Below are 24,992 nucleotides of genomic sequence, written 5' to 3'. Positions count from 1 at the left end.
GAACACCGTTCAACTCAATGGTTAGGGTGCATCCGTGCTCACAACCGGACTTGATCCCCATGACGTCTCCGCCATCGATGCCGATGTCCTCTGGCATCCGTACGGATCATTTCCCGCGTCGACTCGTCCGCTGATCGTCGACTCTGCCCAGGGGGCTACCCTCACGCTCTCCGACGGCCGCCGACTGGTCGACGGAATGAGCTCGTGGTGGGCCGCCATTCACGGATACCGCAATCCCGTGCTCGACACTGCTGCTGCACGGCAGCTGGGCAAGATGAGTCATGTCATGTTCGGCGGACTGACGCACGAACCCGCCGCTCGCCTCGGGCGACTGCTCGTCGACATCACACCACCTCACCTCGACAAGGTGTTCCTCTCCGACTCCGGTTCGGTGGCCGTCGAAGTAGCAGTCAAGATGTGCCTGCAGTACTGGCGGAGCCTCGGAAAACCGTCGAAAAATCGTTTGATGACCTGGCGTGGCGGTTACCACGGTGACACATTCACCCCTATGAGCGTCTGCGACCCCGACGGCGGCATGCACTCTCTCTGGACCGACGTCCTTCGCCCTCAGGTCTTCGCGCAGACTCCCCCGGCGGACTATCTCCCCGAATACGTGCAGGAGTTGGAAACGCTGCTGGCCGAGCATCACGAGGACCTCGCCGCGGTGATCGTCGAACCGGTAGTCCAAGGCGCCGGCGGAATGCGTTTTCACGACCCGGCATACCTGATCGACCTCCGTAACCTCTGCGACAAATACCAAGTCCTCCTGGTCTTCGACGAGATCGCGACCGGATTCGGACGCACCGGTGAACTGTTCGCCGCCGATCATGCCGGCGTCAGTCCCGACGTCATGTGCGTCGGCAAGGCACTGACCGGCGGGTACATGAGTCTGGCGGCAACGCTGTGCACCACGGAGATCGCAGAGACCATCACTGCCGGCGAGGGCGGCGGACTGATGCACGGCCCCACCTTCATGGGCAATCCACTCGCGTGCGCTGTCGCGGTCGCGTCGACCGAACTTCTGCTCGCAATGGACTGGCGGCGTGACGTCGCAACCCTCGAACGTGGCCTCACTCGCGGCCTCGCCGAAGCCGTCACAATTCCCGGGGTGGTGGATGTTCGAGTCAAAGGCGGAATCGGGGTGATCGAACTCGAGCAGCCGGTCGAGATGCAGAGCGCAACCGATGCGGCCGTCGACGCCGGGGTCTGGCTTCGACCGTTCCGCAACCTGGTGTACGCGATGCCTCCGTACCTGTGTTCGGACGCGGAGGTGGAACAGATCACAGCCGGAATGCTTGCAACCGCCCGCAGCCAGGCGAAACGGTGATCAGCGGCGTAGACAGTCGACAAGATTCGATCGGCTGCACCCGATAGGGTCTGATTCATGGATCAACCGCCGAGCGCGCCCTCAGCCACTCCCATCCCGGTATGGCCTGGCAGTGCGTACCCACTCGGTGCCACCTACGACGGCGCGGGGACCAATTTCTCGCTCTTCTCCGAGGTCGCCGAAGCCGTCGAACTGTGCCTGATCGCCAAGGACGGCACCGAAACCCGCATTCGGATGGACGAGGTCGACGGTTACGTCTGGCATGCGTACCTTCCGTCCGTGTCCCCCGGCCAGCGATACGGCTACCGCGTGCACGGGCCGTACGAACCGGCTGCAGGCCTGCGATGCGATCCGAGCAAACTCCTGCTGGACCCGTACGGAAAAGCGTTCGACGGAGACTTCGACGGAGACCGTTCGCTGTTCTCGTACGACGTCGAGTCGGCGGCGGACCCCGAACCTGCTGGAGACGACGAAACTCCTGCCGTGGAGCCGGAAGAAGCCTCCGACGAAACGAGTTCGGAAGCCGAATCGGGCGAGGTGGGCCTCGAAGACGAGTCACCCACGGACGATCAAGAATCGGACGAGAGCCTCGACCCAGGACCCTTCGATCCCGAACCACTCGTCGACGAACCCGCTACCATCCCTTTCCCCCAACATGATTCGCTCGGTCACACGATGTCGACCGTCGTCATCAATCCGTTCTTCGACTGGGCGTCCGACCGCTCGCCGAAGCGTCCGTACCACGAGACGGTCATCTACGAAGCGCACGTCAAGGGTATGACCGCGACGCACCCCGGAGTTCCGGAGGAATTGCGCGGCACTTACGCCGGACTCGCGCATCCGGTGATCATCGAGCACCTCACCAATCTGGGTGTCACGGCGATCGAACTGATGCCGGTCCATCAGTTCATGCACGACCAGGTGCTGCTCGATCAGGGACTGCGAAACTACTGGGGCTACAACACCTTCGGCTTTCTTGCTCCACATACCGACTACTCCTCGGCCGCCAAACCCGATGCGGCCGTGGCGGAATTCAAGGCAATGGTGCGCAGTTTCCACCAGGCGGGTATCGAGGTGATCCTCGACGTGGTCTACAACCACACTGCCGAGGGCAACCACATGGGGCCGACCATCAGCTTCCGCGGAATCGACAACGCCGCCTACTACCGACTGGTCGACGGCGACGAAGCGCACTACATGGACTACACCGGAACGGGAAACAGCCTCAATGCCCGTCATCCGCACACCCTGCAATTGATCATGGACTCGCTGCGGTACTGGGTCACCGAAATGCATGTCGACGGTTTCCGCTTCGACCTGGCCTCGACACTCGCCCGTGAACTGCACGACGTGGACCGCCTTTCCGCCTTCTTCGATCTGGTGCAACAGGATCCGATCGTCAGTCAGGTGAAACTGATCGCCGAACCGTGGGACGTCGGCGAAGGCGGTTACCAGGTCGGCAACTTCCCAGGCCTGTGGACCGAATGGAACGGCAAGTACCGCGATACCGTCCGCGACTACTGGCGTGGTGAGCCGGCAACGCTGGGCGAGTTCGCTTCCCGCCTCACCGGATCCTCTGATCTCTACGAGGCGACCGGACGTCGCCCCGGCGCGAGCATCAATTTTGTCATCGCCCACGACGGTTTCACCCTGCACGACCTCGTCTCGTACAACGAGAAGCACAACGAAGCCAACGGCGAGAACAACAACGACGGCGAATCGCACAACCGATCCTGGAACTGCGGCGTCGAAGGCCCCACAGACAACCCCGAAATCCTCGAACTGCGTGGACGTCAGAGCCGAAACATCCTGGCTACGCTGATGCTCAGCCAGGGCACCCCGATGCTTGCTCACGGCGACGAGATGGGCCGAACTCAGCAGGGTAACAACAACGTTTACTGCCAGGATTCGGAACTGTCATGGATGGATTGGACTCTCGCGGAAACCAATGCGGACCTCGTCGAGTTCACCAAGCGCGCAATTGCCTTGCGCGCCAAGAACCCGGTCTTCCGGCGTCGTCGATTCTTCGAGGGCCGACCCATTCGAAGTGGCGATCAGGGCCGAGACATCGCCTGGCTCACGCCGTCGGGCGAGGAGATGACTCCGGCCGACTGGGACAGCGGTTTCGGTAAGTCGTTGGCCGTCTTTCTCAACGGCGACGCGATCCCGGAACCGAACTACCGCGGCGAGCGTGTCACGGGAGATTCGTTCCTCCTGTGTTTCAACGCTCACTACGAAGATCTCGAATTCTCCACCCCCAACGCGGACTACGCGTCGGAGTGGACCGTCGTACTCGACACCTCGGTCCCCACTGGTGAGAGCGATACCGTGATCAAGGCCGGAACAACATTGGATGTAAAAGCGCGAGCATTGACGGTACTTCGCAGAACCGCCTGAGGGAGACGTGCACATGGCCCCGATAACCAGCACCTACCGACTGCAGTTGCGACCGGATGCATTCACTCTTCGTGATGCGGCCGCACAGGTGGACTACTTCGAGGCATTGGGGGTCTCACATCTTTATCTCTCCCCCATCCTCACTGCGACGTCCGGGTCGACGCACGGCTACGACGTCACCGATCCGACAACCGTGTCCGAAGGACTTGGTGGCCGCGAGGCTTTGGTGGAGTTATCGCGCGCGGTTCGATCACGTGGGATGGGCCTGATCGTCGATCTGGTCCCCAACCATGTCGGTGTCGCCAAACCTCGCGAAAATGCTTGGTGGTGGGACGTTCTCACGCACGGGCAGTCGTCGGAGTACGCGGACTTCTTCGACATCGATTGGGCCGAGGACAACGGAGCCAACGGAGCCAACGGCAAACTCTCGCTCCCGGTGCTCGGCAGCCAGGACGATCTCGACGCACTGACTGTCGAGAAAGACGGTGAGGAAACACTTCTCGCGTTCTACGAGCACCGCTTCCCTGTCGCCTCCGGCACCGAATTCGGATCTCCACAGGAGGTCCACTCCAGGCAGTCGTACCGACTCGTACCGTGGAACGCCGGAATCATCAACTACCGACGGTTCTTTGCCGTCAACGAACTCGCTGCACTGCGCCAAGAGGACCCCAAAGTCTTCGAACTCTGCCATCGGCAATTGAAGTCGTGGGTCGACGAAGGACTGATCGACGGCGTTCGCATCGATCACCCGGACGGACTCGCCGATCCGGCGGAGTATCTGGGGCGCCTGCGGGAACTGATCGGACCAGATCAGTGGCTCGTGATCGAAAAGATCCTCGGCCATACGGAACCACTCGATCCGCTGCTCCCGATCGACGGCACCACCGGATACGACGCACTCAATCAACTGGGCGGCATTTTCGTCGATCCCGCCGCCGAACTCGAATTGACCGAACTCTCCGCAGATCTGACCGGCGACGACGGGGACAGTACGTGGTTGCATCACACCGAACGTCAGTTCAAACGCGACACCGGGCGCGGTGACCTTGCACCCGAGGTTCGCAGGCTCGTGCGCGCAATCCGACGCGAAACCGGAAGTCGTTGCAGTGAGACCGAACTGAACGACGCAGTTGTCGTCGCGATCGCTCGGATGCCGGTCTATCGATCCGACTACAGTCCGCTCGCCGGTTTGGCCGCTCGCATCGTCGGCGACATGCACGAACTGGCTCCTGGGCATGAAGCAGCGTTCAACGTGCTGGCGCAGTCCCTGGTGAACGGCGGTGAAGCGGCGGTTCGCTTCCAGCAGGTGTGCGGCGCCGTCATGGCGAAGTCTGTCGAAGATCGACTCTTCTATCGGACGGCGCGACTGGTCTCACGTCAGGAAGTCGGCGGCAACCCGGCATCACTTGCCGTCTCCGTCGCCGAATTCCATCTCCACAACGCGGACCGAGCGAAGCGGTGGCCGCGGGCGATGACGAGTCTGTCCACTCACGACACCAAACGCGGCGAGGACGTGCGGGCACGGATCGGTGTTGTGTCTCAGGTGCCGACCCTGTGGTCCCGGCTGATTCGCGAGTGGGAAGACGTGTGCCCCAGCCCTGATCCGCTGACCGGATTGTTCTTGTGGCAGAACATCATCGGTGTGTGGCCGGCGGACGGCCGCTCGGCAGCCTCGGCTCCAGAGCTGCGCGAGCGTTTGCACGCCTATGCGGAGAAGGCCGTCCGCGAGTCCGGCGCCAGGACTTCCTGGAACGATCCGGACGTCGGCTTCGAGTCGGCAGTGCACCGCTGGATCGACGAGGTGATCGACGGTCCTGTCGCCGATTCGGTCAGCGAATTCGTCGGCCGGATCGCGGGTCACGGCTGGGCGGACTCTCTGGGCCAAAAGCTGCTCCAACTCCTCGGGCCCGGAGTTCCCGACGTCTACCAGGGCACGGAGTTGTGGGAGGACTCGTTGGTCGATCCGGACAACCGGCGCGTTGTCGACTACGGAACGAGGCGATCACTGCTCGAATCCGGCGCCGCGCCGATCGACGCAACAGGAACCGCAAAGTTGCACCTCGTTCGCACGGCACTGACACTGCGGCGGGAGAACCCCTCGTGGTTCGATCACGGTGAGTACCGGCCCATCTTCGCTTCAGGTTCCGGATCCGGTCATCTGGTCGGCTTCTCGCGCGGCCCGGCAGGTGATCCGCCCATGGTCGTTGCTCTGGCGACGCGACATTCGCTCGGACTCTCGTCGCACGGCTGGCGAGACACCCGAATCGACCTTCCCGAAGGCGAATGGCTCGACGCACTGAGCGGACAACCCGTCACGTCCGCAGATGCGCGCGATGTCTTCGCCGACGGACCATGTGCCCTGTTGACCAGGGTGTGCTGAGCGGTTTCCGCTGACTGGACATTCACCCCCGAAAAGAACTTCGTCGCGCTAACTTCCGAAGAGCAGATCGTCACCACTATTCGGAGGTTTGAGCATGACTGCCAATCGATACACCGGAAAAGTTGCCTTCATCACCGGAGCAGCCCGCGGTCAGGGGCGGGCGGAAGCTGTCCGGCTGGCAGAAGAGGGCGCAGACATCATCGCCGTCGACGCGTGTGTTCAATTCGAATCCACGTCTTACGCCGGCGCCACCGAAGACGACCTGGCCGAGACAGTCGAACTGGTCAAGGCTCTGGACCGACGAATTGTCGCTACCAAGACCGACGTCCGCGACTTCTCTGCGCTGTCCGCGGCGCTCGATGCCGGCATCGACGAACTGGGGCGCCTCGACGTCGTCGTCGCGAACGCCGGAATCTGTTCTGCCAACATGTCCTGGGAAATCACGCCCGAGCAGTGGCAGGAAACGCTCGACGTCAACCTGACCGGAGTCTTTCACACCGCCAAGGCAGCGATCCCGCACCTGATCAAGCAAGGCACCGGTGGCTCGATCATCTTCACCAGCTCCGTCGCCGGCCTGCGTGGGCTCCCCTTCCTCGGCCACTACGTCGCGAGCAAACACGGCATCACCGGTCTGGCCAAGACGATGGCCTCGGAATTGGGGCAGTACAACATTCGGGTCAACACCATCCACCCGCACGGCGTGGAAACCGGAATGCAGATGACGGACATGCGGCCGCTCATCGACGCCAACGCTCACACCCTCGGTCCGATCTTCATGCAGACCTTGCCAGACCCGGTCAGCCAGCCGGAGGACATCGCCGCCGCCGTCGCGTTCCTCGGTTCCGACGAGGCCCATCACATCACCGGCATCGCGATGCCGCTCGATCTGGGCACCCTGATCCGCTGATCGAATCTTCTCGAGTTTTTCCCGTCCTCGGGGAATATCGCTTCCCCGAGGACGGTTGCGCGAGACATGACCAAAACTGTTGTAGCGCAGACGTACGGCACGCCCGAGGTCCTGGAGCTGGTGGACATCGATTTACCGGCGCCGAAATCAGGTGAAGTCCTGGTCGACGTGAAGGCGATCGGCGTCAATCCCTTCGACTTCAAGCTCTACAGCGGTGCTTTCGGCACTGATCCCGAGAAACTTCCGATCCGCCTCGGCGGCGAGGCAGCGGGCGTCGTCTCGGCGGTCGGCGACGGCGTTACCGGTGTTGCAGTCGGCGACGAAGTGATCGTCAGCCCCGGCAACGGTCTTTACGCCGAACAGGTAGTCGTGCCGGTCTCCTCGATCACCGCGAAGCCCGCCGGCATCAGCTGGGAACAGGCGGCCGGACTCCTTCTCGTCGGCGGAACTGCAGTCGACGCCCTCGACACCATTCGCGTCGGCTCCGGGGACACCGTCCTCATCCACGGCGCGTCCGGTGGCGTCGGCGCTATTGCGGTTCAGCTCGCCGCAGCACGCGGTGCCACCGTGATCGGCACTGCGGGAGCATCGAATCAGGACTACGTGCGCTCGCTCGGCGCCACGCCGGTGCTCTACGGCGAGGGCCTCGAAGCCCGCGTTCGTGAACTCGCACCGAACGGTGTCGACGCCGCTTTCGACACCGCCGGAACTGACGAAGCCGTCGATACATCTCTGGCGTTGGTCACCGACAGGAGCCGTATCGTCACCATCGTCGCGTTCGGACGCGCCCAGACCGACGGCTTCGCGTCTGTCGGCGGAGGAAATCCGGCAAGTGCCGAAGCACGTTTGAAGGCTCGCTCCGAACTGGTCGAACAAGCCGGGTCCGGACACCTCACCGTGAAGATCGCCAAGACCTTCCCGCTCGCAGACGTCGCACTCGCTCACACCGAGTTGCAGAGTTCCCATCCCGCCGGGAAGTTCATCCTCATTCCCTGAGGTTGCCCGAGGTTCCCTAAGCCTGAACGGCGAGTGGAACCAAGAGGGTAGTGCCGAACGCGACGAGCACGGATTCGCCTTCGCGTTCGGCATGTACCTCGGCAGTGACGAACACCTGCTTGCGCCCAGCCTTGACCGAGCGTGCCGTGGCGACGAATGCCGTTCCGACTCCAGGGCTCACGAAATTGACCGCGCAGTTGGACGCCGCCACGACACCAACCTGCGTAAAGGCGGCAAATCCGCACGCAGTGTCGATAAGTCCCGCCACAAGCGCAGCGTGCAAGTGTCCCGAGTACTGGCCGAGATCCTCACGCCATTCGAGCCGCAGGCAGACACGTCCTGGTTCGGCCTCCGTCACTTCGAATCCGGCCCACCGGTTGAAGGCCGCCGAGGCGTTGACTGCGCGCAACTGTTCCAGCATTTCCGAATTTTCCATGTAGACCAGTCTACATAGATTGTGGTGGATCGCTGGGGTGTTTAAGCTCCAACTCGTGGCGACTCCCCCGAAACACCGCGAAGCACTGGTACGAGCTGCAGCCGATCTGTTTCGCCGCCAGGGGTATGCGGCTACGGGGCTCAACGAGATCCTCAAGTCGAGTGGCGCCCCGAAAGGGTCGCTCTACCACTACTTTCCCGGCGGCAAAGAGCAGATCGGCGAAGAGGTCGTCCGCGTCGGCGGGCAGTTGGTCACCGACACTCTGACCGAACTCGCCGACAACCACCCGGACGCCGGAGCACTGCTGCGCGAGTATGCGCGGTTGCTCGCTGGATGGGTGAGCGATTCGGACTTCCACGAAGGCTCGCCGATCACGACGGTGTTGTTGGAACTTGCCCCCGATTCGGAGAGCGTGACAGCCGCAGGACAGGCGGTCTACCGACAGTGGACTTCGCTACTGCGCGACTCACTGATCGAGTCCGGTGTCGCACGCACTCGAGCGGAACGGCTTGCCGTCCTGGCAGTGTCCGCACTCGAGGGTTCGCTGGTGCGGGCTCGCGTCGAACGATCAGGTCAGCCGATCCTCGATTCACTCGGCGAGGTCGCCGACGTGTTCGACGGAGCAATCGCTTCGGCGGCCGCGCACTGAGCCGACACACCCTGAGCGAACGGCACTCTCGGTCTCATGAAGGCGCTGAAAGGTACGTTCGCTCGGAATCGGAGGGTGGGCCTGCCGGCTTCCCGCCACCACCCCGAGTGCCACCGCGGGCCGCGCCGATCCCCGCGACGACGACGCATGCGATACCTGCCACCGCCAGAAAACTCGGAACCTGTTGCAGCACAACAAGACCGATGAGCTGCGCGAAAGCGGGCTCGAGACTCATCAGCGTGCCGAATGCTGCCGTCGACAGCCGCCGCAGTGAGACCATCTCCAGAACGAACGGCACGACGGGCAGCAAGATCGCAAGTCCGAGGCCCACGAGAACCAGGTGCGGGGTCAGCCGCCCAATGGCCGAGTGGCCCACGGCAATTGTCGCGGCCAACCCGGCAACCGCCATCGACACCGCCAGCCCGTTGATACCGGCAACCTCGTCGCCGACCCGCTGGGTGAGCAGTATGTACATCGCCCAGCAGAGCGCCGCGCCAAGTGCGTACGCCACACCGACCAGATCGACTGTCCCTGCCCACGGTTCAGTGAGAAGGACTACGCCCACGCCTGCCAGAACCGGCCACAGAACGCGGCCACGCCCCCGGAGCAAAGCAACCGTCAGCGGACCCAAGAACTCCAGCGCGCTTGCCGTTCCCAGAGGAAGACGCTCGACGGCCGCCATGAACAACAGCGTCATGCCGGCGGTGACCACACCCAGGACCACGCAGGCCAGAAACGCTTTGCGAGTGAACGCGGAGGAACGGGGCCTGACGATGATCAGAAGAATGATGCCCGCCCAGGCGAGACGTATCCACGCTGCTCCGTCTGCTCCGAGCTGATCGATCAGACCCACCGACACGGCAAGCCCGAGCTGCACGCACAACATCGCCAGAACAGCCAGGCCCACTCCGGCCCGCGCTTTCGTATCCATAGCTGAATTGAACGGGACGCCAACCGTTCGTGTCCACGCGATTTTGACCTACATTATGTTCACGATTAGTGAATGATCGAACGATGGAAACCCGTCGACTCCATCTCCTCCTCGAACTCTCCCGCTTGGGTTCCATGCGCGCGGTCGCCGAAGCTCACAACCTCACGACATCGACAGTGTCCCAACAGCTCGCGGCTTTGACCGCGGAAACCGGTACTGCATTGATCGAACCGGAAGGCCGACGCGTTCGCCTCACACCTGCCGGTCAACGACTCGCCGATCATGCCGTCACCATCCTGGCAGCCGTGGATGCAGCTCGCCTGGACCTCGATCCGACCGCCGAACCGGAGGGGACATTGAGAGTCGGCGGATTCGCTACTGCCGTCAGAACCGCGATGCTCCCCGTCGCCCTGAGCCTGCAACACAGCCATCCACAGGTAGACGTGGTGATCTGCGAGTACGAACCGGCCGAGGCTTTTGCCCTACTCGAACGAGATGACCTGGACCTCGCGCTGACGTACGACTACAACCTCGCCCCCGCATCCCCGAGCTCGTTACTCGAAGCACTACCGCTCTGGTCGACGCCGTGGGGATTATGCGTTCCCGACAACGCCCGCACACCCGACGAGTCCACGAAATCCGGGATCGATCTCCGCGCCTTCGCAGACACACCATGGATAGTGAACTCACGAAACACAGCCGACGAGCGCGCTGTGCGAACCCTCGCGTCACTGGCTGGATTCACCCCTCGGATCACTCACCAGATCGACAGTCTCGACTTGGTCGAACTCTTGATCCTCAGTGGTTACGGCGTGGGGCTGATGCCACTCGAACGCACGACCCGCGAAGGCGTACGCGTCGTGCCGCTGACCGATCCGCCTGTCATCCTCACCGCCCATGCGGTGACGCGTCGCGGCCGATCGTCGTGGCCGCCGCTTCGGCTCGTGCTGGACCGTCTCACGGCCTACCGATAACTCAAATCCGATCAGCGTCGCCGTCGCGGCGCTGCTGCTTTGCAATTCGACGCTGCTCTTCCGCCCGGTCGCGGCACTGACGCAAGAATGCTTCGTCCGCCGCCGGATCCTGCGCAACGGCGCGTCCCGGACGCTCGTATTCGCCGTAACCGGTTGGACCGACGTAACCGCGGGGCGCGTTCTGTCCGCGCCCGACCACCAGCCACAGAACGGACCCCAAGGTGGGAAGGAAGATGATGATCAGAATCCAGACGACCTTGGGTAGGTACTGGATGTAGGCGTCATCTCTCGTGATGGCGTCGACGATGCAGAAAATCCACAGCAACATCGTGATGAGGCCGAACAAGGCATAGGGCACGCTGGCGATTCCTCCCGAGAATAAAAAACCCTCGCCATGCTAACGAAAACAGACCGATTAGTACATTAGATTCTGGCGAATGTTGAACTCGAGCCATCCTCGGTATGCATCGACATCCCATCCACTGACCCGACGCAATTGCTGATGAAGCTGAGGCGAGACGAAAGCGGCAAGTATGCCCGCGGCTTTCTCGAGCGAAATCTCGGGCCTCAACAATCCGTGCTCGGACAGACCCTCGGCTATCGACATCGCATTGACGGCCGACTGATCCGACGATTCCTCGGACAGTCGCCGCATGTCGGCATCCGCACCTGACGATTCGACCGCGACCATCATCAGAGCGCCGGCACGTTCGAGCAGTCCGATGCCCTGTGCCACGATCTGGGAGACGATCCGGCGAACGTCATCGGGGTCCGAGGCCAGGTTCGGCGCGCCGAGTGGAACCTCGTCGGCATCGAGCGCCGCGGCGAGGGCCGCTTCGAAGATCTCGAGCTTCCCGCCCGGGAAGGCTGTGAACACCGTCCGGTTGGCGACGCCGGCCGAGTCGGCAATCTGTTTGACGGTGGCACTGACGTATCCGTCTCGGACAAACAAGGTCGTCGCCGCATCACGAATGAGTTCACGCGTTCGCTGTGCGGAAGCTTCACGCACGCGGGAGTGGTACTGGCGTCTGCCCTCCATTGCGCACACTTTAGCCGCATTCGATGCAACGGCCATGCATGGAAAGAATCGTGCAGTTCAGGAGCCTTTTCCGGGGTGATCTATCCAGCCGTCGCTACCGGGAAACACCAACGCCTCGTGCCCGTTGTCGTACCTGACGAGATAGGGCGGCCCTCCGTCCTCCCCGTGGACTTCGAGGACCTCGGCAGTTACCTCCGCCTGCCCAACCACGCGTCCCTGGACGTGGAGACGGTCACCCACTTCGGCATGCATCACTCCTCCTCGCTGCCCGCTCGCGCGGGCGCAGACCAACCACTGACGTTGTTCCCGCGATACCGACTTGGAAACCCTGGGCGGGTTGCCGTCGTGAGGAATCGCATATTCACCGAAGGTGACAGCGAGGGGTGAACAGTGGTTCACTCATGGGTGAATTCCCGTTCACCACCGCCGCGTGAAGGACCGTCTCTTGGCATTGCACTCGTCTCCGACCACTCGCCGTTCAAGTCGGCTCATCACCGCAATTCTCTGTCTTTCCGGCACCGTGGTCGCGCTGCAGCAAACGATGGTCATTCCGTTGTTGCCAGATTTCCCGAAAATCCTCGGCGTCAGCGCTGACGACGCCTCCTGGCTCGTCACCGTCACACTCCTCACGAGCGCCGTCGCCACTCCGATCGTCTCCCGCCTGGCAGACATGTTCGGAAAACGACGCATGATGCTGATCTCGATGACGATGATCGTGGTCGGATCACTGGTCGCGGCGATCGGCGGCAACTTTGTCGCCCTGCTGATCGGACGTGGCCTCCAGGGCTTCGCGATCTCGATGATCCCCGTCGGAATCAGCATCATGCGCGACGAACTGCCCAAGGAGAAGGTGGCGTCGGCAACAGCCTTGATGAGTGCCACTCTCGGAATCGGCAGCGCACTCGGGCTCCCCCTGTCCGGGTTGATCTTCGAGCATCTAGGCTGGCCCGCCATCTTCTGGCTCTCGGCAATCGTGGGCGTCCTGTTGATCATCGCGGTAGCCGCCGTCGTCCCGGAATCGAGTGTTCGCACCCGCGGCAAATTCGACTTCCTCGGCGCGGTCATGCTCTCGACAGCACTCACGGCGATCCTCCTCGCCATCTCCAAGGGCGCCCGTTGGGGATGGACGAGCGAACTGACATTGCTCATGTTCGTCATCGGAATCGTGACGCTCGCACTGTGGTTCCCGTACGAACTTCGCGTCACCCAGCCGATGGTCGACTTGCGAACGTCGGCCAAGCGGCCTGTTCTCCTGACCAACGTCGCCTCGATCCTCGTCGGCTTCTCGATGTATGCGAACAACCTCTCCACCACTCAACAACTCCAGATGCCGAAGATCTCCGGCTACGGCTTCGAACTGGGAGTGATGGCGGCCGGACTGTGCATGATTCCGGCAGGCCTCGCGATGGTCTTCTTCGCTCCCGTCTCCGCGAACATCACGAAACGATTCGGAGCCAAGATCACCCTGATCGTCGGCGGCACTGTGCTCGCGCTCGCCTACATCGCGCGCGTGTTCCTGACCGGCTCGATAGCACTGATCATCATCAGCGCGGCGGTGGTCAGCATCGGAACTGCAATCGCCTACTCCGCGATGCCGATGCTGATCATGCGATCGGTTCCGATCACCGAAACCGCGTCGGCAAACGGCCTCAATTCGCTGCTCCGCTCAGTCGGTACGTCCACATCCAGTGCAGTGGTTGCCGCCATGCTCACCTCGATGGTCATCCCGTCCGGGCCGGGCGAGGGCCTTCCGTCGATCGACGCCTTCAAGAACATCTTCTGGCTGGCCGCCCTCGCCGCCGTGGCTGCTGCCGCTGCCGCTGCGTTCATTCCTCGCCGCGGCGCAAAACCGGAAACGGCGCTTCGCCCGGTGACCCCGGAAGGGTTCGAGCTTCCCGATGCCGCCGTGTCCGAAACGGAAATTGTGGTTGCCGGTCGTGTGGTCCGAGCCGACAGCCGACCGATCCGGCAGGCTGTTGTCACCGTGATGGATATGGAGGGGCGACCGATCGACTGGAGTCGCGCCGACAACGAGGGCAACTTCTCCCTCGCACTACCCCGGCCCGGACGGTATTTGGTAGTGACGAGTGCCGACGGCTGGTCCCCTCGGTCGCAGGTGATCGCTTTCGACAGCGCGCAATCGACGCACACCGTCGAACTCGGTGACCGCCTCACCATCTCCGGCAAGGTCGGAGTCGACGGCCGAACAACCTCGGGAACCGTCGTCACACTCACGAAACCGACCGGCGAATTCGTCGCATCCACCGTCACCGACGGAACCGGGCACTACGGAATCGCACTCCCGACATCCGGCCGGTACATCCTGACCGCGCTGACCGAGAGTGGACACGGCACATTGGCTCGTCAGATAGCGGTCATCGCGCAGTCCACCGTCGTCGACTTCGACGTACCCGTCGATGCCGAGCCGTTGACGACAGTATGAGCAACCAAACGCATGGCGATCGGGTACCGAGGCGAGCGGCATGAGCAGCGGTGAAGCCAGCATCCTCACAGCAGCAAAAGCCTTGTTCGCGGAACGAGGTTACGCATCGACGACCATCAAGGACATCGCGGTCGCGGCCGGTTACTCCCCTGCCCTGGTCATGAAGATCTACGGCAGCAAAGCTCGGTTGTATTCGGCTGCGATCCCGTCCGCACCTCCGATGGACGAGGATCCGAATGCCGACGCCACCGGAAACATCGGCTGTCAACTGGTCGAGAAACTTGTCGCTCGTAGAGAATCCGACGAAACCGATCCGTGGGCAATGCTCGCAGTACACGTTCACGAGGCGCCAGATCCGGACGCCGCCCGGGCAGAGATCAAGGAACGATACGTTCACGGGATCGCGCGACGCATCGGCGACACCGAGCCCGGTTTGGTTCGCAGTCAGGTCGTGGTCTCACTGTTGCTCGGACTTGCCACCGGCATGCGGACGCTCGAACTCCTCGGTGAGGATTCGTTGTCGTCGAAGGACCTGATCCGGCGCTACGGAAGTCTGATTCAAACAGTCGTCGACGAAATCGAACCGGTATCCGAGCACGAATCGGACATCAGTGGCACGGTGGAGGAATGACTACCTACCGATACCTCGACGCCGATCGAAACCTCCTCGAAGAGAAAGATTTCGAAACCGAGCAGGACGCACAGGAATACCGACTCTCGGTCCTCGGTGCCGAACACATCGAGCCCGCGGGCGAATGATCCTCTCGATTCCCCGATCGGTCAGGGAGACTTCGCGGCAGTGGTGAGTTCAGCGATCAAGGCTTGAACGCGACGCTCGATTTCGTCACGGATCGGGCGAACCGCTTCGAGGCCCTGTCCCGCCGGATCGTCGAGAACCCAGTCTCGGTAGCTCTTGCCGGGGAAGATCGGGCACGTGTCGCCGCAGCCCATGGTGATGACGACATCCGAATCCTGGACGGCGTCAACGGTGAGGATCTTCGGAGACCGAGCTGAGATATCGATACCGCGCTCTGCCATCGCCTCGACCGCTGCCGAATTGACGGTCTCGGCGGGTGCGGATCCGGCGGAACGGACCTCGATGGCGTCGCCTGCGAGATGGCTCAGGAATCCCGCGGCCATCTGAGATCGGCCGGCATTGTGGACGCAGACGAACAACACCGATGGTTTGCTCATGACCTCGCTCTTTCTCGACTGGATGAAACCTCTTTGACTGCAAAGCGTTTGCGTAGAGCAAGGGAGACATAGACCAGCCCGACGAGCACCGGTACCTCGATCAGCGGGCCGACAACACCGGCAAGAGCTTGCCCCGAGGTGGCGCCGTAGGTGGCGATGGCTACCGCGATCGCGAGTTCGAAGTTGTTGCCCGCGGCGGTGAACGCCAGGGTCGTCGTGCGTTCATAGCCCAATCCGATTGCGGCGCCGAGGATGTAGCCTCCGCCCCACATGAGCGCGAAGTACGCGAGCAAGGGCAGCGCGATCCGGACGACATCCCAAGGCTGGGAGGTGATCTGTTCGCCCTGCATCGAGAAGAGCACGACGATGGTGAACAGCAGACCGTAGAGCGCCCAGGGGCTGATCTTGGGGATGAACTTGTTGTCGTACCAGTCGCGGCCTTTGGCGCGTTCACCGAAGAAGCGGGACAGAAAACCTGCCAGCAGCGGGATACCGAGGAAGATCAGGACCGATTTCGCGATCTGCCAGGGCGAGGTGTCGATGGTGGTCTGTTCGAGGCCGAGCCACCCGGGCAGGACCGAGAGGTAGAACCAACCGAGCACGGCGAACATGATCACCTGGAACACCGAATTGATGGCGACCAGCACCGCGGCGGCTTCGCGGTCTCCGCAGGCCAGGTCGTTCCAGATGATCACCATCGCGATGCAGCGAGCGAGACCGACGATGATCAAACCGGTTCGGTATTCCGGCAGGTCAGGCAGAAACAGCCAGGCGAGGGCGAACATCAGCGCCGGGCCGAGAACCCAGTTCAGGAACAGGGAGCCTGCGAGGAGTTTCTTGTCCCCGGTGACAGTGTCGAGGCGGTCGTAGCGGACCTTCGCCAGGACCGGGTACATCATGATCAGCAGGCCGAGGGCGATCGGCAACGAGATGCCGTCGATCTGCACCTTGTCCAGGGCAGTGTTCACACCGGGGATCCAGCGTCCAACCAGCAGGCCGACGACCATGGCCACGCCGATCCAGACCGCAAGATAGCGGTCGAGGGTGGAGAGTTTTCCGACGACTTCGGGGTGTTCGGTGGTGGCAGCGGTGTTGCTCATGCGGTGACCTCTGCGCACGCGTCCGCGACACTCACGCTCGTACCTTCAACCAGTAGAACGGCGGAAAGCTGTTGCAGTGCAGTAGGAATCACCCAGTAGTACACCCAGGTCCCGCGACGTTCACAGTCGAGCAGCCCGGCCTGGCGCAACACCTTGAGATGATGCGAGATCGTCGGCTGAGACAGATCGAACGAGTCGGAGATGTCGCAGACGCAGGCTTCACCACCCTCGTGACTTGCCACCAAGCTCAGCAAGCGGAGACGAACCGGATCGCCGAGGGCTTTGAACATCCGCGACAAATCGCCGGCCCAATCCTCGGTCAGCGGTTCACGGACGAGCGGGGTGCAGCAAGGCTCGGACTCCGGTGACTCTTGATTCGACATTCTTCGATATTGACAGATATCGAATCAACGCGCAATCGAGTGCCCGGTCGGCCGGATCCCGGACTCACCCCTCGGCGGTCACCGCACGTCGTTCGAGCAGAACGGTGTCACGCCACACACCGTCAAGCTGGGCAATCCTCTCGCGGAGACCGATAGTTCTGAACCCGGCCGAATGATGCAGCGAGATGGAGGCGCGATTCTCGGGAAATATCGACGTCTGCAGTGTCCAGAGGTCGTCGACATCAGCGGCCATGACTTGCTTGCGCAACAACGCCTTTCCGACACCCCGACCACGCATTCCGCCCGCGACGTACACGGAGTTTTCCGCCACCCCGCGGTAGCAGTCACGCTCGGAAACTGGACTCAACGCAGCCCAACCGACAACAACACCCTCGATAGTCGCGACCCACCGATGCTTCGACAGCCACCGTTCGTGGAGATGCTCACGCGAGGGGACCTCAGTAGCAAAGGTGGCATTTCGGGTGTCGATACCCTCGCCGTAAATACGGCGAACCGCATCCCAGTCGTCGTCGATCATGGCCCGGACAGAGACATCGTCGGGCAGATCACTCGGGCAGCAAGGACGCGGAGCGAGGACTCCCATCACCACGTCCGCCGCCTGCGGCAAGGCAACGCAACACGTCGGATTCACCGCGACGACCGTGCTCGTCCCCTCCTTACGCATGGTCACAAAACCCACATCGGCGAGCTTGCGCAGGTGGTGCGACACCGTCGGTTGTCCGATCCCCAACGCTTCCGCGAGCGCTCCGACGGTAATACCACCGACCGCGCTCGCCACCCGGTGAAGCAATCGGACGCGCATCGGCTCGGCAAGGCAGGCGAACGACTGCGCGTAGGTATCGGCATCGCCCTGCGCGAGGACGGAAGAACCAATCTGATCCGGGTCCGAATCACCGACGCGCACAGTCGGAGTCTGCAGCGATGTCATCTCTCCACTATATCGACAGCTGTCGATGGTTGCCTACATTGATGATTGTCGATACAGTTCCGCATAGATCGATACTCGTCGATGAAAGGTGCGAAATGAATCCCCTACCCGTTGTCGTGATCGGGGCCGGCCCGATCGGCCTGGCAGCCGCAGCAGATCTGCGCGAGCGCGGACTGACACCCCTTGTGTTCGAGCGCGGAAGCACAGCCGGTGCTGCGATCTCCGAGTGGAATCACGTGCGACTGTTCTCCCGGTGGTCCGAACTCGTCTCCCCCGCCGCGCAGCGACTCCTCGAGCAGAATGGATGGCGCTCTCCCGCCGCTGAGACGTACCCGACCGGCCGGCAATGGCGCGACCTCTACCTCGGGCCACTCGCCTCAGCACTCGGCGACGCCATCCAGTTCGACACCGAAGTGATCGGCGTAGCCCGACGCGGACGTGACCTGGTCGTCGACGCCGGCCGCGATACCGAACCCCTCTCGATTCATCTGCGCCGCCGTGACGGAACCGAGGACCGCGTGTTCGCCCAGGCGGTTGTCGACGCATCCGGCACCTGGGGTACTCCCAACCCGCTCGGCGGTGAAGGTCTTCCCGCCCTCGGCGAGGGCGCTGTGGGCACTGCGATCAGGTACCGGGTTCCTGATCTCGACGATCCGGCGGTGCGTGCACAGTTTGCCGGAAAACACACGGTCATCGCGGGGAGCGGCCACTCTGCGCTGACGGCGATCGTTGCGCTGTCGGGGTTGGCGGAGCAGGCTCCGAGTACCCGCATCATCTGGGCGGTCCGCCGAGGAAACGTCGGCTCAGCGTTCGGTGGCGGCGAAGCTGACGAACTGCCCGCTCGCGGCGCCCTGGGATTGCGCGCAAAGAAGGCCGTCGAGGACGGACTACTGAGAGTGGTCACCGGCTTCCGCACCGCAGAGGTGACAACAACCCCTTCGGGACAACTCGTACTTGCCTCCGATGCCGGTGATCGCATCGAGAACGTGGACAACGTCATAACGCTGACCGGATTCCGCCCCGATCTTTCCTGGCTTTCGGAAATCCGACTCGGCCTCGACCCGGTCTTACAAGCACCGGTCGAGTTGGCTCCACTGATCGACCCGAACGTCCACTCGTGCGGCACGGTGTACCCGCATGGCGCGAAGGAGCTTCGCCATCCGGAGCCAGGCGTGTACTTGGCAGGAATGAAAAGCTACGGCCGGGCACCCACCTTCCTGGCGATGACCGGCTACGAGCAGGTTCGCAGCATCGCCGCCGAACTCGCCGGCGATCACGAAGCGGCAGCCCGGGTCGAGTTGATCCTTCCGGAGACCGGAGTCTGCGGCGGCGCAGGTGTTTTCGACGAAGCTGACGCAGACGCAGCTGCCACCGGGGAAACCGAAGCCGGATGCTGCGGCGCACCCACTCCGGAACTGATCACGCTATCGGCGCCGTCTGGCAACACCTGCGGATAGAAACAGTCCATGACGACGGATCCACCCCGCCGGGCTGCCACATCCGACCGAACAAGGCATGCTGATCGTGTGCATACTTTCGAGGTCTGGGCGCCAACGCCGGAATCGGTCCGGGTCGAAGTCGATGGCATCACGCACGACATGGAGCGGACCGACGACGGGTGGTGGCGAGGCGAGGTCGACTGCGACAACGAAGCTCGCTACGGCTTTGTCGTCGACGGTCAAATACTCCCGGATCCGCGGTCACCACGCCAGCCCGAAGGCGTGCACCTTCTCTCCCAACTGCACCAGCTCGACGAGGCGTCCTGGACCGACTCTCAGTGGACCGGACGGCAACTCCCGGGATCGTCGGTCTACGAACTGCACATCGGAACGTTCACCCCCGAAGGAACTTTCGACGCCGCGATCGAGCGTCTCGATCACCTCGTCGACCTCGGTGTCGGGTTCGTCGAGATCATGCCGGTCAACGGTTTCAACGGAACTCACAACTGGGGCTACGACGGTGTGCTCTGGTACACGGTCCACGAGATCTACGGTGGCCCGGACGGGTTACAGCGCTTGGTGAATGCAGCCCACGAACGTGGACTCGGCGTGATCCTGGACGTGGTCTACAACCACCTGGGCCCGTCGGGCAACTACCTCGAAAAGTTCGGCCCCTACATTGCCGATGGAGCGAACACCTGGGGCCGAACGATCAACATCGGAGGCCCGCAGTCGGGCGAGGTTCGCGAATACATCATCGGGAATGCCCTGCGATGGATGCGTGATTTCCACATCGACGGTCTACGCCTCGACGCCGTCCACGCGTTGGTCGATCACACCGGAACGCACATCCTCGAGGAACTCGCCGTCCGAACGGAAACACTGTCGGCCCATCTGGGCCGACCGCTCACGTTGATTGCCGAAAGTGATCTCAACGACGCCACTCTGATCACGCCACGAGCGGCGGGCGGGTTCGGCTTGGACGCGCAGTGGGACGACGACATCCACCACACCATTCACACAGCCGTCTCCGGCGAACGTCAGGGTTATTACGCCGACTTCGGATCCTTGGAATCCCTTGCAAGTACATTGCGGCGCGGGTTCTTCCACGCCGGAACGTATTCCTCGTTCCGTGGGCGGGTTCACGGCCGGCCGATCGATATCACGCATCAGCCCGCCAGTGCTCTGCTTGCATACACGTGCACCCACGATCAGATCGGCAACCGAGCGATCGGCGACCGCCCGAGCGCCTATCTGACGCCAGGACAATTGGCGATCAAGGCAGCACTGGTCCTGCTCTCGCCGTACACGCCGATGCTGTTCATGGGCGAAGAATGGGGAGCCTCCACTCCGTTCCAGTTCTTCACCTCGCATCCGGAACGGGAACTCGGCGAGGCGACCGCCAAAGGCCGTAAGGCGGAGTTCGCGGCACACGGCTGGAACAGCGACGACATTCCGGATCCGCAAGATCCACAGACATTTCTGCGATCCAAACTGGACTGGGACGAGCGAACCGACCAGACACACGCTCGCGTCCTGGCGTGCTATCGCGATCTCCTTGCCCTGCGCAAGAAGCGAATCGAGATCACCGACCCCTGGCTGGGGCACCTGCACGTCGACTACGACGAGGACGACCAGTGGATCACCCTGCGCCGCGGCGCATTACAGATCGTGTGCAATCTGGGAACGGACGCGGCCTCGGTCCCAGCCGGCGGAACCCCCATCCTCTGGTGGGATCCGCCGACACAGGACGAGACCGCGTCCGCAACAGTCGTGCCTGGGCACTCGTTCGTCGTACTCGAAAGCTGACTACCCGGATTCTGCAGGAGCTAGCGCTTCGCGTTCTACCGTTACACGCGTTACCGCTTCGCGTTCTCTGGTGTACTCCGCAGCATCCGCAATACCAATGCGGCACTGACGAACAGAACCAAAGCGGTTGCGCCGGCAGCAACGTGCATACCGTCGACAAACGCCGCCTTCGCGGAATCGGCAAGCACCGAACCGAGTTCACCAGGTAGGTACGTCGCTTCCTGCAGCGCACCGCCGAGGGTGCCCTGCGCAGCGTGCGCCTGATCTGCTTCGAGCATGGACGTGTCGATTCCCTTGCGGAAGATCGCCATCACCACGCTGCCCAGGATCGCCACACCGAGCGCGATACCGAGTTCGTACGCAGTCTCCGACACCGCGGACGCAGCGCCGGCACGCTCGGGTTCCACCGAACTGACCACAAGATCCGACGTCAGGGTCAGTGCGACACCGACACCTGCACCGGCCAGACCGAAGCCGATCACGAACATCAACGGGCCGCTGTCCACCCCGAGGGCGAGCAGCATCGCAGCACCGATACCGGCAACCGCTAGGCCTGCGCTGAGCACGTGAGACACCGACCACCGGCGAATCAACCAGGCCGCCGCAACCGCGGTGAATGCGCTGAGCAACATACCCGGGAGCATCAGCAGGCCGGCGTCGAGCGCCGAGTTACCCAGCACCAACTGCAGGTACTGCGAGCCGAAGAACAGGACACCGGCGAGTGCGAAGATCGAGAGCAGGTTGGTGATGACGGCGGTGGAAAACGACGCATTGGCAAACAGTTTCAGATCCAACATCGGATCCTTCAGCATCCGCTGACGACGCACGAACACGTAGCCGGCGGCGAGACCCACAAGGCCGATCACCAGCAACGTGATGCTGACGCCGTGCACCACGGATTCCTTGACCGCGTACACCAACGGCAACATGGTCGCCATCGACAGACCAGCGCTGATGAGGTCGAATCGCCCCGGGTTGGGGTCTTTCGACTCCGGGATAAGGATCGGGCCGAGTACTACCAGCGCGATCATGACCGGGATGTTGATCAAGAAGACCGAACCCCACCAGAAGTGCTCGAGCAACCAACCACCGACCAAAGGGCCTGCCGCTGTACCGCCACCGGCCATCGCGCCCCAGACACCGATTGCCTCGGTGCGCTGACGCGGGTTGACGAAGATCGTGCGGATCAGACCGAGGGTGGCCGGCATCAGCGTTGCACCGGAAATACCCTGCAGCACGCGGGCGGCAATGAGCATCTCGGGACTGACAGCAAGAGCGGCGATGATCGAGGCGAGACCGAAGCCGACTGCGCCGATCAGGAGCAGTTTTCGCCTACCGATCCGGTCACCGAGCGTACCCATGGTGATGAGCAGACCGGCGAGCACGAACGAATAGACGTCGATGATCCACAGCAACTGCGTGCTGCTCGGCTCGAGATCGGCGCTGATGAACGGAAGCGCAAGATCGAGCACCGTGCCGTCGACTGCGATGAGCAACACAGCAAAGGCAAGGACTATCAAGCCCGCCCAGTCACGCTTTGTCGCCCGAACCTCGTCGGGATTGATTGCAGACGTCTGATCTGCCGACACTGACATTGCTCCCCTGCGACTTTCTCTGAGTTCTTTCGAAAAAATTTCACTGAACCGTCCAGCCGGTACAGTAGGTCTACGGTAACAGTGAACCGTCCAAGCGGTAAAGTTATTTCCGGGTAGGGTCACATCACATGGCTGCCGACACTCGCGATCGAATTCTCGACGCACTGGAGAAGCTGCTGCTGGTCAGCGGCGTTGCCCAAGTCACGCTCGAAGGCGTTGCTGCCGAAGCCGGGGTTTCCAAGGGCGGACTTCTCTATCACTTCCCCAGCAAGGAAGCACTGCTCGCGGCGATGGTCCGCAGACTCGGAGAACGCTCGGATCAGCAACTCGAAGACGCCGTAGCAGGCGGTACGACGGTCACCGAGTTCTATCTGCAGATCCCCGATGCGAACGAAAGCGAAGAACTCTCACTCTTCCGGTCGATCATCGCGGCACTGAGAACAGTCGACGGACAACACGACGAGATCCAGAAAGCCGTTACCCACGTGATGCGCAGCTGGGACAAGGGCCTTCAGACCGAGATCGCCGATCCCATACAAGCCGAGATCATCCGACTCGTCGGCGACGGTCTGTACTTGGCGGCCATGCTCGGGCTCCCCCAGCCAGATCCCGAATTGCATCGACAGGTGGTCGAGCGACTGCGGCCCTGACCGGGGGCGTCCCTTACGTCAGATAGCGGTACGCCGGGCTTCCCGGCTCGAGCCTCTCGGACTGCATCGGCGCGCGCTCCATCCGCTCGAGCAACGCCGCCAACCCGTCGGCGGAACCGAGTTCGATACCCACCAACGCGGCACCCGTCTCGCGATTGTTTCGCTTGACGTACTCGAACAGCGCGATGTCGTCGTCCGGCCCGAGCACGTCCGAGAGGAAGCGACGGAGCGCTCCCGGTTCCTGCGGAAAGTCCACCAGGAAGTAGTGCTTGAGCCCGAGGTGAACGAGCGAACGCTCGAGGATTTCGCCGTAACGGGATACGTCGTTGTTGCCACCGGAAATCAGGCACACGACGGTCGAACCCGGCTCGAACGTCAAATTCTGAAGTGCCGCAACGGAAAGCGCTCCCGCGGGTTCGGCGATGATGCCCTCGCTCTGATACAGCTCGAGCATCGCCGTGCAGATAGCGCCCTCGTCGATCTGATTGACGACAAACGATCCCGAACCGGACCGTGTCTGAAGTTGACGAGCCACGAGCGGCAACGACGCGTGCGACACCACGGCGGCACCCAGACGTGAGACGACCTCGTAGGGAACATCGCCGATCCTCTTGACCGCTGCCCCGTCGACAAATGGATCGACGTCGGGAAGAGTCACCGGGCCCCCGGCAACGAGAGCGGCCGTCATGGACGCCGCGCCGGACGGCTCGATCCCGACGATCGACGTCTTGGGCGATCGCTCGTGCAGATAGGTGGCTATGCCCGCGATGCAACCGCCGCCGCCGACCGGCACGACGATCGTGTCGAGAGGTGCGTCCAGTTGCGTGAGAATCTCCGCTGCGATGGTTCCTTGCCCCGCAGCGGTGCGCACGTCGTCGAACGGGGGAACCATGGTTGCGCCGGTTTCGGCTACGTCCTCCGCGGCCGCAGCAGCGGCGGCGTCATAGGTCTCACCGATCATGAACAGTTCGACAAACGCTCCACCGTGGGCGCGGATGCGATCACGCTTCTGCTTGGGGGTATTTGCCGGAACGTAGATCCGACCCTTGATCTGCATCGTTCGGCACGCGAAGGCAACACCCTGCGCATGGTTACCGGCACTGGCAGTCACCACGCCGGCCGCGCGCTCGGCCTCGTTGAGCTGAGCGATCAGGTTGTACGCGCCACGAATCTTGTACGAACGAACGCCCTGGAGGTCCTCGCGCTTGAGGTACACGTGCGCGCCGGTCAACGCCGAAAGACGGTCGCTGTACTGCAGGGGTGTCGCCGCAATGACGTGCTGAATTCGCTCGATGGCCGCGTCGATCTCCTGCGCGTCGAGCGCGGGGACGGTGGACTTCGTTACTACGACATCGGGCGAGTTAGACACTCCGCCATTTTCGCACGTCGGGGAT

Annotated in this window: 24 protein-coding genes; 13 read left to right on the top strand and 11 right to left on the bottom strand. The window is 62.6% G+C overall.

The genetic code is table 11. The annotated features are described in order from the left end of the window. Positions 1–34 precede the first annotated feature (34 nt). The 5 genes from CPI83_RS12740 to CPI83_RS12720 all read left to right on the top strand — a co-directional run bounded on the left by CPI83_RS12740 (position 35) and on the right by CPI83_RS12720 (position 8,007). A complete protein-coding gene (locus tag CPI83_RS12740) occupies positions 35–1,327 on the top strand; it encodes an adenosylmethionine--8-amino-7-oxononanoate transaminase (RefSeq protein ID WP_020908047.1) in 1,293 nt (430 codons plus the stop codon). 57 nt (positions 1,328–1,384) lie between these two features. Next, positions 1,385–3,724, top strand: a complete 2,340-nt coding sequence (glgX, locus tag CPI83_RS12735; RefSeq protein ID WP_097387292.1) for a glycogen debranching protein GlgX — start codon at positions 1,385–1,387, stop codon at positions 3,722–3,724. A 13-nt stretch (positions 3,725–3,737) separates the two neighbouring features. Next, positions 3,738–6,104 carry a malto-oligosyltrehalose synthase gene (treY, locus tag CPI83_RS12730; RefSeq protein WP_097387291.1) on the top strand — a complete coding sequence of 789 codons (2,367 nt, stop codon included), beginning with the start codon at positions 3,738–3,740 and terminating at the stop codon, positions 6,102–6,104. Positions 6,105–6,198: 94 nt separating this feature from the next. Continuing rightward, positions 6,199–7,011, top strand: coding sequence for a mycofactocin-coupled SDR family oxidoreductase (locus CPI83_RS12725; protein ID WP_019748832.1), 813 nt, complete (start codon positions 6,199–6,201; stop codon positions 7,009–7,011). Positions 7,012–7,077: 66 nt separating this feature from the next. After that, positions 7,078–8,007, top strand: coding sequence for an NADP-dependent oxidoreductase (locus CPI83_RS12720; RefSeq protein WP_092763462.1), 930 nt, complete (start codon positions 7,078–7,080; stop codon positions 8,005–8,007). A gap of 16 nt (positions 8,008–8,023) precedes the next feature. Here the strand turns inward: CPI83_RS12720 and CPI83_RS12715 are convergent, their stop codons facing one another. Continuing rightward, entirely contained in the window at positions 8,024–8,443 is a 420-nt protein-coding gene (locus CPI83_RS12715) for a PaaI family thioesterase (protein WP_020908051.1), read from the bottom strand. A 55-nt stretch (positions 8,444–8,498) separates the two neighbouring features. On the opposite strand from CPI83_RS12715, the gene CPI83_RS12710 reads away from it, so the two are divergent. Next, the gene (locus tag CPI83_RS12710; RefSeq protein WP_046378694.1) at positions 8,499–9,092 is read left to right on the top strand and encodes a TetR/AcrR family transcriptional regulator; all 594 of its coding nucleotides are present in this window, start codon (positions 8,499–8,501) and stop codon (positions 9,090–9,092) included. Between the two features lie 34 nt (positions 9,093–9,126). Here CPI83_RS12710 and CPI83_RS12705 read toward each other — a convergent pair whose 3' ends face one another. Beyond that, positions 9,127–10,023: an EamA family transporter gene (locus CPI83_RS12705; protein ID WP_097387290.1), complete on the bottom strand. Its 897-nt coding sequence runs from the start codon at positions 10,021–10,023 to the stop codon at positions 9,127–9,129. 83 nt (positions 10,024–10,106) lie between these two features. Here CPI83_RS12705 and CPI83_RS12700 point away from each other — a divergent pair, with 83 nt between their 5' ends. Then, positions 10,107–10,997 carry a LysR family transcriptional regulator gene (locus CPI83_RS12700; RefSeq protein WP_097387289.1) on the top strand — a complete coding sequence of 297 codons (891 nt, stop codon included), beginning with the start codon at positions 10,107–10,109 and terminating at the stop codon, positions 10,995–10,997. Position 10,998: 1 nt separating this feature from the next. On the opposite strand, the gene CPI83_RS12695 is transcribed toward CPI83_RS12700, so the two are convergent. The 3 genes from CPI83_RS12695 to CPI83_RS12685 are packed head-to-tail and all read right to left on the bottom strand — an operon-like array spanning position 10,999 to position 12,288. Continuing rightward, positions 10,999–11,355, bottom strand: coding sequence for a PLD nuclease N-terminal domain-containing protein (locus CPI83_RS12695; RefSeq protein WP_097387288.1), 357 nt, complete (start codon positions 11,353–11,355; stop codon positions 10,999–11,001). Between the two features lie 57 nt (positions 11,356–11,412). After that, positions 11,413–12,036, bottom strand: a complete 624-nt coding sequence (locus CPI83_RS12690; protein WP_019748839.1) for a TetR/AcrR family transcriptional regulator — start codon at positions 12,034–12,036, stop codon at positions 11,413–11,415. Positions 12,037–12,093: 57 nt separating this feature from the next. After that, positions 12,094–12,288 carry a DUF1918 domain-containing protein gene (locus CPI83_RS12685; protein WP_003941743.1) on the bottom strand — a complete coding sequence of 65 codons (195 nt, stop codon included), beginning with the start codon at positions 12,286–12,288 and terminating at the stop codon, positions 12,094–12,096. 178 nt (positions 12,289–12,466) lie between these two features. Here CPI83_RS12685 and CPI83_RS12680 point away from each other — a divergent pair, with 178 nt between their 5' ends. From CPI83_RS12680 to CPI83_RS31330, 3 genes are read left to right on the top strand one after another with little or no spacing between them, the layout of a single operon-like run. Continuing rightward, complete coding sequence (locus tag CPI83_RS12680; RefSeq protein ID WP_024487828.1) at positions 12,467–14,479, top strand: MFS transporter; 2,013 nt, start codon at positions 12,467–12,469, stop codon at positions 14,477–14,479. 40 nt (positions 14,480–14,519) lie between these two features. After that, positions 14,520–15,110 (top strand): TetR/AcrR family transcriptional regulator, encoded by a 591-nt coding sequence (locus tag CPI83_RS12675; RefSeq protein WP_019748842.1) that lies wholly within the window; start codon positions 14,520–14,522, stop codon positions 15,108–15,110. Continuing rightward, positions 15,107–15,238 (top strand): hypothetical protein, encoded by a 132-nt coding sequence (locus CPI83_RS31330; protein ID WP_007733137.1) that lies wholly within the window; start codon positions 15,107–15,109, stop codon positions 15,236–15,238. The genes CPI83_RS12675 and CPI83_RS31330 overlap by 4 nt, the downstream gene beginning before the upstream one ends. 21 nt (positions 15,239–15,259) lie before the next feature. Here CPI83_RS31330 and CPI83_RS12670 read toward each other — a convergent pair whose 3' ends face one another. The 4 genes from CPI83_RS12670 to CPI83_RS12655 form a co-directional block, all read right to left on the bottom strand. Next, a complete protein-coding gene (locus CPI83_RS12670; RefSeq protein ID WP_019748843.1) occupies positions 15,260–15,673 on the bottom strand; it encodes an arsenate reductase ArsC in 414 nt (137 codons plus the stop codon). Continuing rightward, positions 15,670–16,773: an ACR3 family arsenite efflux transporter gene (gene arsB, locus CPI83_RS12665; RefSeq protein WP_020969838.1), complete on the bottom strand. Its 1,104-nt coding sequence runs from the start codon at positions 16,771–16,773 to the stop codon at positions 15,670–15,672. The genes CPI83_RS12670 and arsB overlap by 4 nt, the downstream gene beginning before the upstream one ends. Next, positions 16,770–17,156, bottom strand: coding sequence for a metalloregulator ArsR/SmtB family transcription factor (locus CPI83_RS12660; RefSeq protein ID WP_020969839.1), 387 nt, complete (start codon positions 17,154–17,156; stop codon positions 16,770–16,772). The genes arsB and CPI83_RS12660 overlap by 4 nt, the downstream gene beginning before the upstream one ends. Before the next feature lie 64 nt (positions 17,157–17,220). Then, positions 17,221–18,105 (bottom strand): metalloregulator ArsR/SmtB family transcription factor, encoded by an 885-nt coding sequence (locus CPI83_RS12655; RefSeq protein WP_097387287.1) that lies wholly within the window; start codon positions 18,103–18,105, stop codon positions 17,221–17,223. Between the two features lie 95 nt (positions 18,106–18,200). Between CPI83_RS12655 and CPI83_RS12650 the strand changes: the two genes are divergently transcribed. Together CPI83_RS12650 and treZ are read left to right on the top strand one after the other, a co-directional pair. Continuing rightward, complete coding sequence (locus tag CPI83_RS12650; RefSeq protein ID WP_097387286.1) at positions 18,201–19,562, top strand: NAD(P)-binding domain-containing protein; 1,362 nt, start codon at positions 18,201–18,203, stop codon at positions 19,560–19,562. Positions 19,563–19,631: 69 nt separating this feature from the next. Continuing rightward, positions 19,632–21,353: a malto-oligosyltrehalose trehalohydrolase gene (gene treZ / locus CPI83_RS12645; RefSeq protein ID WP_097387285.1), complete on the top strand. Its 1,722-nt coding sequence runs from the start codon at positions 19,632–19,634 to the stop codon at positions 21,351–21,353. Between the two features lie 50 nt (positions 21,354–21,403). Here the strand turns inward: treZ and CPI83_RS12640 are convergent, their stop codons facing one another. Then, positions 21,404–22,948 (bottom strand): MFS transporter, encoded by a 1,545-nt coding sequence (locus CPI83_RS12640; RefSeq protein WP_019748849.1) that lies wholly within the window; start codon positions 22,946–22,948, stop codon positions 21,404–21,406. A 128-nt stretch (positions 22,949–23,076) separates the two neighbouring features. Between CPI83_RS12640 and CPI83_RS12635 the strand changes: the two genes are divergently transcribed. Further along, positions 23,077–23,598, top strand: a complete 522-nt coding sequence (locus CPI83_RS12635) for a TetR/AcrR family transcriptional regulator (protein WP_019748850.1) — start codon at positions 23,077–23,079, stop codon at positions 23,596–23,598. Positions 23,599–23,611: 13 nt separating this feature from the next. Here the strand turns inward: CPI83_RS12635 and ilvA are convergent, their stop codons facing one another. After that, positions 23,612–24,967, bottom strand: a complete 1,356-nt coding sequence (ilvA, locus tag CPI83_RS12630; RefSeq protein WP_019748851.1) for a threonine ammonia-lyase IlvA — start codon at positions 24,965–24,967, stop codon at positions 23,612–23,614. Positions 24,968–24,992: the final 25 nt, after the last annotated feature.

It is taken from the genome of Rhodococcus sp. H-CA8f (genome assembly GCF_002501585.1).
GTDB classification, from domain to species: domain Bacteria; phylum Actinomycetota; class Actinomycetes; order Mycobacteriales; family Mycobacteriaceae; genus Rhodococcus_F; species Rhodococcus_F erythropolis.
This window is presented reverse-complemented; position numbering and strand designations above follow the sequence as displayed.

Bases quoted from the DNA above. Each gene is read 5' to 3' on its own strand.
- glgX (WP_097387292.1), top strand. From the start codon at position 1,385: ATGGATCAACCGCCGAGCGCGCCCTCAGCCACTCCCATCCCGGTATGG.
- treY (WP_097387291.1), top strand. From the start codon at position 3,738: ATGGCCCCGATAACCAGCACCTACCGACTGCAGTTGCGACCGGATGCA.
- CPI83_RS12725 (WP_019748832.1), top strand. From the start codon at position 6,199: ATGACTGCCAATCGATACACCGGAAAAGTTGCCTTCATCACCGGAGCA.
- CPI83_RS12720 (WP_092763462.1), top strand. From the start codon at position 7,078: ATGACCAAAACTGTTGTAGCGCAGACGTACGGCACGCCCGAGGTCCTG.
- CPI83_RS12715 (WP_020908051.1), bottom strand. From the start codon at position 8,443: ATGGAAAATTCGGAAATGCTGGAACAGTTGCGCGCAGTCAACGCCTCG.
- CPI83_RS12705 (WP_097387290.1), bottom strand. From the start codon at position 10,023: ATGGATACGAAAGCGCGGGCCGGAGTGGGCCTGGCTGTTCTGGCGATG.
- CPI83_RS12700 (WP_097387289.1), top strand. From the start codon at position 10,107: ATGGAAACCCGTCGACTCCATCTCCTCCTCGAACTCTCCCGCTTGGGT.
- CPI83_RS12690 (WP_019748839.1), bottom strand. From the start codon at position 12,036: ATGGAGGGCAGACGCCAGTACCACTCCCGCGTGCGTGAAGCTTCCGCA.
- CPI83_RS12685 (WP_003941743.1), bottom strand. From the start codon at position 12,288: ATGCATGCCGAAGTGGGTGACCGTCTCCACGTCCAGGGACGCGTGGTT.
- CPI83_RS12675 (WP_019748842.1), top strand. From the start codon at position 14,520: ATGAGCAGCGGTGAAGCCAGCATCCTCACAGCAGCAAAAGCCTTGTTC.
- CPI83_RS31330 (WP_007733137.1), top strand. From the start codon at position 15,107: ATGACTACCTACCGATACCTCGACGCCGATCGAAACCTCCTCGAAGAG.
- CPI83_RS12670 (WP_019748843.1), bottom strand. From the start codon at position 15,673: ATGAGCAAACCATCGGTGTTGTTCGTCTGCGTCCACAATGCCGGCCGA.
- arsB (WP_020969838.1), bottom strand. From the start codon at position 16,773: ATGAGCAACACCGCTGCCACCACCGAACACCCCGAAGTCGTCGGAAAA.
- CPI83_RS12660 (WP_020969839.1), bottom strand. From the start codon at position 17,156: ATGTCGAATCAAGAGTCACCGGAGTCCGAGCCTTGCTGCACCCCGCTC.
- CPI83_RS12655 (WP_097387287.1), bottom strand. From the start codon at position 18,105: ATGACATCGCTGCAGACTCCGACTGTGCGCGTCGGTGATTCGGACCCG.
- CPI83_RS12650 (WP_097387286.1), top strand. From the start codon at position 18,201: ATGAATCCCCTACCCGTTGTCGTGATCGGGGCCGGCCCGATCGGCCTG.
- CPI83_RS12640 (WP_019748849.1), bottom strand. From the start codon at position 22,948: ATGTCAGTGTCGGCAGATCAGACGTCTGCAATCAATCCCGACGAGGTT.
- CPI83_RS12635 (WP_019748850.1), top strand. From the start codon at position 23,077: ATGGCTGCCGACACTCGCGATCGAATTCTCGACGCACTGGAGAAGCTG.